The organism is Peribacillus sp. FSL E2-0218, from assembly GCF_037992945.1.
Taxonomy (GTDB): domain Bacteria; phylum Bacillota; class Bacilli; order Bacillales; family DSM-1321; genus Peribacillus; species Peribacillus simplex_B.
The window spans coordinates 1,670,809-1,682,356 of sequence record NZ_CP150304.1 but is presented as its reverse complement, the minus strand read 5'-3'; the positions used below and the strand labels follow the sequence as shown (position 1 = coordinate 1,682,356).

General features: G+C 45.2%; 13 protein-coding genes. 1 reads left to right on the top strand and 12 read right to left on the bottom strand.

From position 1 onward, the window contains the following. Nucleotides 1–12 precede the first annotated feature (12 nt). From rnc to MHI53_RS08060, 11 genes are all read right to left on the bottom strand, one after another. Nucleotides 13–756, bottom strand: coding sequence for a ribonuclease III (gene rnc / locus MHI53_RS08110; RefSeq protein ID WP_061144737.1), 744 nt, complete (start codon nt 754–756; stop codon nt 13–15). Between the two features lie 266 nt (nt 757–1,022). Then, the gene (locus tag MHI53_RS08105; protein ID WP_034313729.1) at nt 1,023–1,256 is read right to left on the bottom strand and encodes an acyl carrier protein; all 234 of its coding nucleotides are present in this window, start codon (nt 1,254–1,256) and stop codon (nt 1,023–1,025) included. A 57-nt stretch (nt 1,257–1,313) separates the two neighbouring features. Then, entirely contained in the window at nt 1,314–2,057 is a 744-nt protein-coding gene (gene fabG, locus MHI53_RS08100) for a 3-oxoacyl-[acyl-carrier-protein] reductase (protein ID WP_340373187.1), read from the bottom strand. After that, nucleotides 2,054–3,001 (bottom strand): ACP S-malonyltransferase, encoded by a 948-nt coding sequence (gene fabD / locus MHI53_RS08095; RefSeq protein WP_340373186.1) that lies wholly within the window; start codon nt 2,999–3,001, stop codon nt 2,054–2,056. Before fabD ends, fabG begins: the two co-directional genes overlap by 4 nt. Nucleotides 3,002–3,028: 27 nt before the next feature. Beyond that, nucleotides 3,029–4,015 (bottom strand): phosphate acyltransferase PlsX, encoded by a 987-nt coding sequence (gene plsX, locus MHI53_RS08090; protein WP_061144590.1) that lies wholly within the window; start codon nt 4,013–4,015, stop codon nt 3,029–3,031. Nucleotides 4,016–4,039: 24 nt separating this feature from the next. Beyond that, nucleotides 4,040–4,597 (bottom strand): transcription factor FapR, encoded by a 558-nt coding sequence (gene fapR / locus MHI53_RS08085; RefSeq protein ID WP_061144589.1) that lies wholly within the window; start codon nt 4,595–4,597, stop codon nt 4,040–4,042. A gap of 116 nt (nt 4,598–4,713) precedes the next feature. Next, on the bottom strand, nt 4,714–6,765 hold the full coding sequence (gene recG / locus MHI53_RS08080) for an ATP-dependent DNA helicase RecG (protein ID WP_061144588.1): 2,052 nt from the start codon (nt 6,763–6,765) through the stop codon (nt 4,714–4,716). After that, a complete protein-coding gene (sdaAA, locus tag MHI53_RS08075) occupies nt 6,762–7,646 on the bottom strand; it encodes an L-serine ammonia-lyase, iron-sulfur-dependent, subunit alpha (protein WP_061144587.1) in 885 nt (294 codons plus the stop codon). Before sdaAA ends, recG begins: the two co-directional genes overlap by 4 nt. A 42-nt stretch (nt 7,647–7,688) precedes the next feature. After that, a complete protein-coding gene (gene sdaAB, locus MHI53_RS08070; protein ID WP_061144586.1) occupies nt 7,689–8,351 on the bottom strand; it encodes an L-serine ammonia-lyase, iron-sulfur-dependent subunit beta in 663 nt (220 codons plus the stop codon). A 368-nt stretch (nt 8,352–8,719) separates the two neighbouring features. Next, on the bottom strand, nt 8,720–10,390 hold the full coding sequence (locus MHI53_RS08065; protein ID WP_340373185.1) for a DAK2 domain-containing protein: 1,671 nt from the start codon (nt 10,388–10,390) through the stop codon (nt 8,720–8,722). Nucleotides 10,391–10,408: 18 nt separating this feature from the next. Next, complete coding sequence (locus tag MHI53_RS08060; protein WP_061144584.1) at nt 10,409–10,771, bottom strand: Asp23/Gls24 family envelope stress response protein; 363 nt, start codon at nt 10,769–10,771, stop codon at nt 10,409–10,411. Between the two features lie 253 nt (nt 10,772–11,024). On the opposite strand from MHI53_RS08060, the gene rpmB reads away from it, so the two are divergent. After that, nucleotides 11,025–11,213 carry a 50S ribosomal protein L28 gene (rpmB, locus tag MHI53_RS08055; protein WP_034313767.1) on the top strand — a complete coding sequence of 63 codons (189 nt, stop codon included), beginning with the start codon at nt 11,025–11,027 and terminating at the stop codon, nt 11,211–11,213. Between the two features lie 199 nt (nt 11,214–11,412). On the opposite strand, the gene spoVM is transcribed toward rpmB, so the two are convergent. Beyond that, a complete protein-coding gene (gene spoVM, locus MHI53_RS08050) occupies nt 11,413–11,493 on the bottom strand; it encodes a stage V sporulation protein SpoVM (protein ID WP_034313769.1) in 81 nt (26 codons plus the stop codon). Nucleotides 11,494–11,548 lie beyond the last annotated feature (55 nt).

The window sequence follows — 11,548 nt, the reverse complement described above, 5'->3', positions numbered from 1 at the left end:
CTCCTCTACTGTTCAACTATCTTGTTGATTTTTTTCTTTTAAGACGATCAATGCATGCTCGGCTGCATGCTGCTCCGCTTCTTTTTTGGACTTTCCTAAACCAGTGCCGAGCTCTACCCCGTTCAAAGAGACGGTGGAAACGAACTCCCGGTTATGGGCCGGCCCTTTCTCCTGCAGGATTTTATATTGCAGGACACCGATAGCATCACGCTGGATCAGCTCTTGAAGCTGGCTTTTATAATCCATCACATGAGAAAAAGCACCCTCGTCTATCTTCGGAAACACAACATTATTCAAAAACTGCACAACCGACTCCAACCCTTGGTCAAGGTACAACGCCCCGATATATGCTTCGAATACATCCGCTAACATCGCAGGCCGTTCCCTTCCGCCTGTCATTTCTTCCCCTTTTCCGAGTAATACATATTCCCCGTAGGAAAGACTATTGGCAAAAGCAACAAGCGAGGGTTCGCACACGATGGCTGCCCTTAATTTGGTCAGTTCGCCCTCGCTCATCATCGGGTATTTTTGATACAAGTATTTAGAGATGGTCAGTTCCAGTACAGCGTCTCCCAAGAATTCAAGCCTTTCGTTATCTTCATAAGGCTTACGGCGATGCTCATTCACATAAGATGAATGTGTAAAAGCTTGTTTCAATAAATTTTCATCCTGAAAATGAAAACCAAGACTTTCTTGCAACTGTTTAAATTTATTATCCTTGATTGATGGTTTACGATTATTTCCGTTCCTACGTATCACTTAAAACCCTCCACAACGGTTCAAAAAAGCATATTTTTCCAATATATAAAAAGAAACCTGGCAGGAATTCCTGTCAAGCTTTCCTATGTACCATCATACATGATAATTCGCTTAAAGAAAACTAACCGTCAACCACTGTCAGGCAGCAAGAAGCTTGCTTTAGCCAATCATCATTCCCTTATATCAAGCAGCTTTCCTTAAACTTCTTTCATTACAAGAGAAAGCCCCGTTAAAAACGGAGCTTTTAGTCAAAAGACCATACATTACATAGTGCTTTGTATGTAATTCACAGCATCACCTACTGTGGCGATTTTTTCAGCGTCGTCGTCCGAAATTTCCATATCGAACTCGTCTTCGAATTCCATGACTAGTTCAACTACATCTAGGGAATCGGCACCAAGATCTTCTTTGAAAGAAGCTTCAAGTTTCACTTCTGATTCTTCTACGTTCAAACGATCCACAACGATTTTCGTTACTCTTTCTAATACATCTGCCAATTTGTTCACCTCCCCTCAAGACATTATAAATTAAATTCGAAAAAAATCAAAGAAAACTTACATAACCATGCCGCCATCTACATGAAGTGTTTGTCCAGTCATATATTTGCTGGAGTCTGAAGCAAGGAAAGATGCGACAGATGCGACTTCTTTAGGGTCACCGAAACGCGCCAGTGGAATTTGGTCCAGCATCGCTTTTTGGACATCTTCAGGCAATTCCCCAGTCATATCAGTCGAGATGAAGCCGGGAGCAATCGCATTGACCGTTATCCCTCTTGAAGCAAGTTCCTTCGCAGTGGTTTTGGTCAGGCCGATTACGCCCGCCTTCGCCGCCACATAATTGGCCTGACCTGCATTTCCGCTTACGCCGACGATCGATGCCATATTTATGATCCTGCCGCTGCGCTGCTTCATCATTTGCCTGGTGACCGCTTTTGTGCAAAGGAAAACGCCTTTAAGGTTCGTATTGATCACTGCATCCCACTCATCTTCTTTCATGCGCATCAATAAGTTATCGCGTGTGATTCCGGCATTGTTTACCAGGATATCCACGCGGCCGAACCGTTCGACGACTTCTTTGACCATGTTAGTCACTGATTCACCATTGGCAACATCGCATTGAATGGCGAATGCTTCACGGCCCAAAGCCTTGATTTCATCGACCACTTCATTCGCTTTCGCTTCACTGCCGGAATAATTGATGGCAACATCCGCTCCCTGATGGGCAAGCTCTAACGCCACTTCCCTGCCAATGCCCCTTGACGCTCCCGTTACGAGTGCCTTTTTGCCTTTGAGGATCATGCTTGTGCCTCCTTTAATGTTTCAACCGTTTTAGTAAGGGTTTCTAGATCGGATACGGAATGGATTTGCACGGAACGGTCAATCTTCTTGATCAATCCGCCCAAAACTTTCCCCGGTCCTACCTCGATGAACGTATCGACACCCAAATCAAGCAATGTTCTGACGCTGTCCTCCCAAAGTACTGGGGAATACAGCTGCTCAATTAATTTCCCTTTAATTTCTACAGGTTCAGTAATCGGCTTGGCCGTTACATTCGAAATGACGGGAATAGCTGCTTGCTGGATGGTCACTTCCTCCAGGACACCTTGTAGTTTTTCTGCCGCTGGTTTCATCAATTCAGAATGGAAGGGGCCGCTCACTTCAAGGGGAAGTGCCCTTTTGGCTCCATTTCCCTTCGCTTTTGCACTGGCCAGTTTAACCCCTTCAGCCGTACCGGAAATGACGATTTGCCCCGGACAATTTATATTGGCCAATTGGACGGATTCGCCTGCGGCAGATATTTCAGAAGTCACTTCAGCCAGAGCTTCACGATCCATGCCAAGCACCGCTGCCATTGAACCTTGACCATTCGGCACAGCCGCTTCCATGAACTCCCCACGTTTACGAACGGTATATACGGCATCTTCAAAAGAGATGGCACCAGCTGCCACTAAAGCCGTATATTCACCCAAGCTATGGCCCGCTGTATAATCCGCTTTGATTCCCGCTTCTTCCAAAGCGCTGACCAGCGCATAACTTGTAGTCAATAAAGCTGGCTGTGCATTGTAGGTTACCGTCAATTCCTGCTGTGTACCATTAAAGATAAGTTCAGATAGCGGTAAATCAAGTTTTTCATCCGCTGTTCGAAAAATCTGCTGAGCACGCTCGTTTTCCTGATATAAGCTTAGCCCCATTCCTATTGATTGTGAACCTTGTCCTGGAAAGACAAAAGCAATTTTACCCATCTGTTACTCCCCTGCCTCTATGATTTATTATTGTTTTTCTATCGTCTTCGCAATGGTCGGGATGACGTCATGACCAACCATGTCGCGAGTCTGGCGTATCGCATTATAGATGGCATTCGCATCCGAAGATCCATGCGCCTTGATGACAGGAGCCTTCAGGCCGAACAATCCTGCACCGCCATACTCCGAATAGTCCATTTGATTTTTAATGACCTTTAATTCCGGCTTCACCATGGCAGCAGCCAACTTGCTCTTCAAGTTGCTCATCAAAGCCGATTTCAACATGGTGAACACGCTCATAGCCGTACCTTCCAGTGTCTTCAACACCATATTTCCCGTGAATCCATCCGTAACGACCACATCGGCCGGTCCATTTAGAAGGTCTCGTGCTTCAACATTACCAATAAAGGAGATTTCCGATGACTGCTGCAGCAGTGAGAAAGCATGCTTGGTCAATTCATTCCCCTTTTTTTCTTCTGTCCCGATATTCAATAGCCCGACACGCGGCTTATCTATTCCGCGTACTTTTTGGGCATACACGGAACCCATTATCGCGAATTGCAGCAGATGCTCGGGTTTCGCATCGGAGTTAGCGCCCACATCAAGCAGGACAAATCCTTTTCCGTCAATTGTCGGCAGTGTCGGTGCCAATGCCGGACGTTCGATGCCATCGATTCTTCCGACAACAAACAAACCTGCAGCCATAAGCGCTCCTGTATTGCCTGATGAAATGCATGCGTCGGCATCCCCATCTGCCACTTGTTGTGCAGCCAATACCATCGAGGCACTTTTCTTGCGGCGAACCGCCCGAACAGGCTCATCGGTACTCAATATTTTATCTTCAGTATGTACGACCTTTATCCGGCCATGTTTGATCAAGTCTTGGTTGATCTCGGCTTCATTCCCGACCAAGGTGATTTCCACATCGGAAAAAGCCTCGACAGCTTTCATCGCACCTAAAACCTGTGCTTTAGGCGCGTGATCTCCGCCCATTGCATCTATCGTGATTTTCATGTTCATTCATCCTTTACTAGAAAGTTAAGAGCGATACATTTCGAACTCGCCTTTAAAAACCAGCTCATTACCTACGTAGCTTCTGACCTCCACCACTGATCGATCATTGGTATGGTCCACGCTTTTAACCTTCGCTTTGGCTACCACTCTTTCATTTTCCTTTACGGAACGAGTAAATAAAATGGATGCCTTTGCTGTCAGTGCCAATTCATCATTCATGACTGCCACTGCTAATGAATTCGCTTGGGCAAAAAGGTGATGCCCCCTGGCAATTCCGTTCCGCTTGAAGACATGTTCTTTTTTTATATCCAAAATCGAAATGGCATTGTCATCTAAATTGAGATCTATTACTTCCCCGATGATTTCATCCAAAGGCAAAGCCCTGATTTCGTCACTGAATTTTTTCTCGGCTACGTTCTTAATGCGTTCACGCAGTTCAGGTATCGATAATTCAAGACGATCAAGCCTAATTGTCTGGACGCTCACCGAATATTTTTCAGCCAGCTCCTCATCCGTTACAAAAGGATTCTGTTTAATCGTATCGATTAATAATTGCTGGCGTTCCTTCTTGTTTCTTCGCATTTGAAGGTCACCATCCGTAGTATTATGACTAGGTACTAATAGTAGTATATATATTTTAAAAACAGATTGCAAGATAATGTGGAAATTCTCGCAATCTGCTAATGATTTTCATTATTTCAGTCCAGCTTTTCTCCCGTAAATACCCCTGTCCCCTCTAAATAGGTACGCAACGGTGCATACTCCCGGGAATGCCAAAAGCTTTGGGAGGCAATCAGTTTTGCGGCATCCTCGCGCGCCACTTCCAAGGTCCTGTAATCGTGGACCATGTCAGCCACTTTGAACTCCGGAAGGCCGCTTTGCTTTTTGCCAAAGAAATCACCTGGGCCACGAAGTTCCAAATCTTTCTCGGAGAGGACAAAGCCATCATTTGTTTCTGTCATGATTTTCATCCGTTCTTTTCCGACCTCCGTTTTCGGATCTGCCAGGAGGATGCAAAAGGACTGATCACTTCCCCGCCCAACCCTTCCCCGCAGCTGATGCAGCTGTGAAAGTCCAAAACGTTCTGCATCATAGATGACCATTACCGTTGCATTTGGAACATTGACTCCTACCTCGACAACGGTCGTAGAGACGAGGATTTGCGCAGCATTTACGCTGAACTGCTGCATGACCTCGTCTTTTTCATCCGCGGGAAGGCGTCCATGCATGAGCCCCACTTTATAGCGATTGGCAAAGTATTGTGTCAGCATGGCATGGACATCCAGAACATTTTGCAAAGAATCAAGCTTTTCCGATTCCTCGATCAATGGACAGATGACGTAGGCCTGCCGTCCTTTTTTAAGTTCCTTTTCAACAAAAGTCAATATCCGGTCAAGCATTTGATGTTTTGCCCAATACGTTTCAATCGCCTTGCGCCCAGCCGGCATTTCATCTATCGTCGAGACATCCATTTCGCCAAAAACGGTAATCGCGAGCGTACGCGGAATCGGTGTTGCCGTCATGAATAGAACATCTGGATTCGCACCTTTTTCACGGAGGATCCGACGCTGCTCCACCCCAAAACGATGTTGTTCATCTGTTATGACAAGACCGAGGTTTTGAAAATTCACCTCATCCTGAATCAAAGCATGCGTTCCGATCAAAAGGTCGATCTCCCCGGATTCCAGCATTTGTAATAGCTCCCGGCGTTTTTTGCCCTTCACCGAACTGGTCAATAACGCTACTTTCACTCCGGTCGGTTCAAGCATCGCTTTCAATGATTGCGTATGCTGCTCAGCCAGGATTTCGGTCGGGACCATAAGGGCGCCTTGGAAACCCGCTGTAATCGCCGCCTTCAGGCAGATCGCAGCCACAACCGTTTTTCCTGATCCAACATCGCCTTGAAGAAGGCGATTCATCCGATAAGGGGATTTCATGTCATTCAAGATTTCATCGACAACACGGTTTTGAGCATGTGTTAATGGAAAAGGAAGCGTTTCTATGAAGGCTTCCACCGACTTGATGTCAAATTCCTGACCGATTCCTTTTGATTGCTCCCGCTGCACTTTACGCAATGCCTGCATTTTCAATTGAAACAATAAAAATTCCTCATACACAAATCGGCGCCGCGCTTTCTTGATATCATCAGCGGATATAGGAAAATGCATCATGCGAAGAGCATCCTTACGCGGCATCAATTTGTATGTCGCCAACAATTGCGGAGGCAAATTCTCTTCAATCATGGACCCATACTGGGTAAAAGCATTGGAGATAAAGCGGCGCAAACCTTTAACCGTAATGCTGCCCTTCACGGAATAAACCGGTTCAAATTCTTTCTCCCGACTGTGATTGCCAATAAGGCACTCTGAGCCTGTAATGGTTTGGCGATGACGATCCCATTTTCCAGTTACCGTTATGGTTTCCCCTATCGCAAGTTTCGGTTTCAAATATGGCTGGTTGAAAAATATGACATTTATTAAATATCTCCCGGTCAATAATTTAATCGTCAGCCTCGATTTTTTCTTTCCAAAGTACCCTAATGTGGGCACGGTATGAATCTTTCCTTCTACGGTGACGCGCTCGTCATGTTCTACCGTTTCCAAGTCCCTCAAACGGTAATCTTCATAACGATATGGAAGATGTTCAAGGAGATTCTTGACGGTATGGATCTCCATTTCCTCCAGGGCTGCCGCCGTTTCGCTCCCGATCCCTTTCACTGCCGTTATCGGCTCAAAAATGGCGGAGGTCACTTTTTGTTAAGCGGCAAGCCAAAAATCTTCGCTTCCAACTCCCGTCCAGTCGGTGTAGCCGCTAATCCTCCTTGTGCAGTTTCCCTAAGAGCCGATGGCATCGTCTGCCCGATCTTGTACATCGCATCAATCACTTCATCACATGGTATACGGCTTGTAATCCCCGCCAACGCCATATCAGCGGCAACCATTGCATTGGCCGCCCCCATCGCATTCCGTTTCACACAAGGTACCTCCACAAGCCCGGCAACCGGGTCACATACAAGACCAAGCATGTTCTTTAGCGTAATCGCCATAGCTTCAGCGCTTTGCGCAGGTGTTCCCCCTGCCATTTCAACAATTGCAGCCGCTGCCATTCCCGAAGCGGAACCAACCTCTGCCTGACAGCCACCCGCTGCCCCGGAAATTGAAGCATTGTTCGCAACAACAAAGCCAAAGGCACCTGCCGTGAATAAGAACTCGATTTTTTGTTCCCGATTCGGTTTTAGTTTGTTTTGCAACGCAAAAAGGGTTCCTGGCACCACCCCGGCCGATCCGGCAGTGGGGGTCGCACAAATGGTTCCCATGGCCGCGTTCACTTCGTTTGTGGCCACGGCCTTGCTGACCGCATCCAACAACAATTCACCGGATAGGGAATTCCCGGAATTAATATAATCCTGAAGCAGGACTGCATCACCGCCTGTAAGGCCGGAAACGGACCGGACACCTTGGAGGCCCTTTTCAACAGCCTGTTCCATCACATCCAGATTGACCCCCATCTGGTGGATGATTTGTTCACGTGTCCTGCCCGTCACTTCCATTTCCTGTTCTATCATCAAATTTGATATTTTTTTCTGTTTTGATTCAGCTAATTCTATCAATTCCGCAACATTTCGAAACATGGTATCTTCTCCTTCCTATGTGGGAACGAATCGATTTCCTTATCAATCAACAATCCTCGCTACCTGAGTGATGTTGGGGAGTGCCGTAATTTCAGCAATGACTTGATCCTCAAGGTTTTGGTCCACTTCAATCGTCATCAGCGCCATCTTGCCTTTTTCTTTACGGGAAACTTCCATCTGGCCAATATTGATTCGATGCTTAGCCAAAATGTTAGAAACACTGGCAATGGCCCCGAATCTGTCATCATGCACGACCAGTATGGCAGGGTTGTGGCCCGAAAGCCTCAACTTAAACCCATTCAATTCGACAATTTCAATTTTCCCCCCGCCAATCGATATTCCGACGAGTTCAAGTTCCCCATCCTCATCCCCCACCGTTATTTTTGCTGTATTGGGATGTTCAGGGACTGCTTCTTCTTCCCGGAAAGCAATTTTAATTTTCTTTTTACGTGCTATTTCCAACGATTCCTTAATTCTCTCATCGAATGTATCAAAATCAAGTAAACCTCCTACGATGGCTACATCCGTTCCATGTCCTTTGTAGGTTTTAGCGAACGATCCATAAAAAGAAATATGTGCCCATTTCGGTTCACGGTTGAATAAGTTCCTGGCCACCCTCCCAATTCTTGCCGCTCCGGCAGTATGGGAACTAGAGGGGCCAATCATAACAGGACCTATTATATCGAATACACTTCTGAATTTCATGCATTGCTCCTCCTTCAGCTATTGAAATCAAGGGAAAGGCTGGGTGTTAGATTAATAATAACGTCAAATTCGCCGTAATTCCATTCAGGCCGTTCATACCGTTCATCAAAAAATTGGCTCTTTTCCTAAAGAGTGCTGTTTTTTAACCGACACTAGTTAAGGTTGATTGCGAGACTCCTGAGCGGGCAGGGGACAGTTGAGACTGAACAAGCGTTCTTGCCGATAAGGCAGCCCGCCCTCTGGATAAGCGAATAGCAGCAAAAAAAAATAAAACTGCATAGCCTAATGACTTATGCAGTTTCTTGCCTTTTATTCGTTCATGATCCTAAGAAAGAAACGGAACATGCTTTAGCTTCATGAAAGGTTACTTATTCAATTGAAAAAATGAAAGAATATAAAGGTTGTTTGCCATTATGGACTTCAACTTCAACGTCTTCGAAATTCTCCTTACAGAATGCAACAAGATTTTCGACTTCTTCTGCATTGGCATCTTCTCCATATAATATCGTCAGGATCTCGGCATCCTCGTCAATCATTTCAGTAAGAAGTTCTTTTGCCGCTTGCGTCTTGTCTTTATCCTTCACTTTGATGGTTCCTTCAGCTATTCCCATGAAATCCCCCGTCTCAATGGCTAGACCATCAATATTGGTATCACGTACGGCAAAAGTGACCTGGCCGGTTTTCACATGCGAAAGGGCTTCGCTCATCGCTTGTGTATTCTCGGCAGCATCAAGTGTTGGATTGAATGCCAACAAGGCAGCCATTCCCTGTGGTACCGTCTTCGTCGGGACGACCGTCACATGATCTCCAAGGACATCTGCTGCTTGGTTGGCAGCCATAATGATATTTTTATTGTTAGGCAAGATGATGACATGCTCGGCATTTGCCTCTTCGACCGCTTTAACGATATCTTCCGTGCTAGGATTCATCGTCTGACCGCCCTCGATGACGGACTTGGCGCCGATGCTTTTGAACAATTCACTGATTCCTGCACCCATCGCAACGGACACGACTCCGTATTTATCTTTCGTTGCCGGTTTCGTTTGAAGCGGAGTCTGCGTTTCACCCACGATCGCAGTATGCTGTTCGCGCATATTATCGATTTTCATTTTGATTAAGCTACCGTATCGCTGTCCATAATTAAGACATTCTCCAGGCTGTTCAGAATGAATATGTACTTTGACAACTTCATCATCTGAAATGACTAATAATGAATCTCCGTATTCACTTAAATCATTTCGGAATTTTTCCTCATCAAATGATTTATTAGCCAGCTTGTCACTTTCTAACCGGACCATGAATTCCGTGCAGTAACCAAACACGATATCTTCCGTGTTCATATGCCCTTGGACGTTCATGTGATGCTCGGCACTGACCATGTCATCCATGCTAGGGCCATGTTCGGAACGGGCTGGAAGGGCTTCACCTTTCAGCTCGGCCAGGAAGCCTTCATATACGAACACCAAGCCTTGTCCGCCGCTGTCGACGACTCCCACCTCTTTCAAGACCGGAAGCAGATCCGGTGTGCGTTTCAGTGAGGCATTGGCCTCGATTACGATCTCTTCCATAACCTGAATGAGGTCTTGGTGCCTGGCGGCAGATGTAACCGCTTGCTTGGCTGCATCTTTGGCAACCGTTAAAATGGTTCCTTCGACAGGTTTCATTACAGCCTTATAAGCTGTTTGCACGCCTGCTTCGAAAGCTTGTGCGAATTCTTCACTATTGATTTCCGATTTATGTTCAATCGCTTTTGCAAAGCCGCGGAACAACTGTGAAAGGATAACACCAGAATTGCCGCGAGCGCCCATCAGCAGTCCTCTCGAAAGGGATGTGCCCACTTTTCCGATGTGTTCCTGGACGTTATTTTGCACTTCCTTCGCTCCGGAAGTCATCGATAAATTCATATTCGTCCCGGTATCTCCATCTGGGACAGGGAAAACATTCAACGCATCAACCATTTGGGCATTGGCCGCTAAATGATTGGCACCTTGAATGATCATTTCTGCAAAGCGCTTTCCATTTAAACTTGTAATTGACACTAAACTTTCCTCCTATACTTAAGGGTTCGTCACACGAACTCCCTGGACAAAAATGTTTACGGAATCAACCGCTAATCCTACAGTTTTGTTCAGAGTGTACTTTACCTTCGATTGCACATTATGCGCAACTTCCGAGATTTTCGTTCCATAGCTTACGATGATATACATATCGATATGAACTTCTTCCTCTTCTTGACGGACAATTACACCCTTAGTAAAGTTTTCTTTTCTTAAAATTTCAGCAATGCCATCTTTAAATTGTTTTTTGGAAGCCATTCCTATAATTCCGTAGCAATCCACTGCTGCTCCGCCTGCTACGGTTGCGATAACATCATTAGAGATATCAATTTGTCCATATTTCGTTTGTAATTCAATAGACATTTCTCTTTTCCCTCCCAAAAAATCAAGTCAACTAAAGACATTTTACTATAATGTCTGAGGTTTTAAAAGTAATTGTCTTACGGTACTTAATATAATTCAATTTTCCAGTTTGTATGTCAAGGTATTTTTCTTGAAAGTAATTAACTGAAGTATTGCATTCTCACGGTAGGTATGATAAATTATTAAAGTATTTTACAAAGACTTAAGATGACTGTGAAAACTTAAGCTTGGTGTAGTTAGGAGGGAATTGAACATGGCACGTAAATGTGTAATCACTGGAAGAAGAACTCGTTCTGGTAACAGCCGCTCTCACGCAATGAACGCTAGCAAGCGTACATGGGGCGCTAACCTTCAAAAAGTGCGTATTTTAGTTGACGGTAAACCTAAACGTGTATACGTTTCTGCAAGAGCTCTTAAATCGGGCAAAGTAGAACGCGTATAATGTTACGGCATCCTCTAAGGATGCCTTTTTACTTGAAATGGCTGACAATTTAATGGGGATGGTTGATAGCTTCGTAGACTTTTTTATATCCGCATCTAGAAAATCATCTCCCATTAATGGATGGCCACACATTCGGTAACCCTGGATTCACGAAAAATAACACCTCCGGAAATCCGAGAGGTGTCATGTAGAATAAGTATCAGCCCTTTTTAAACGCTCCGAGCATAGCCCTTACCAAACTACCCAGAACTTTTGGCAATTTTATTGTATAAAATTTCATCATGCCCCTCCTCTTTGCATCCCACGAATTAAGATGAAGTGGAATTTTTCTATTA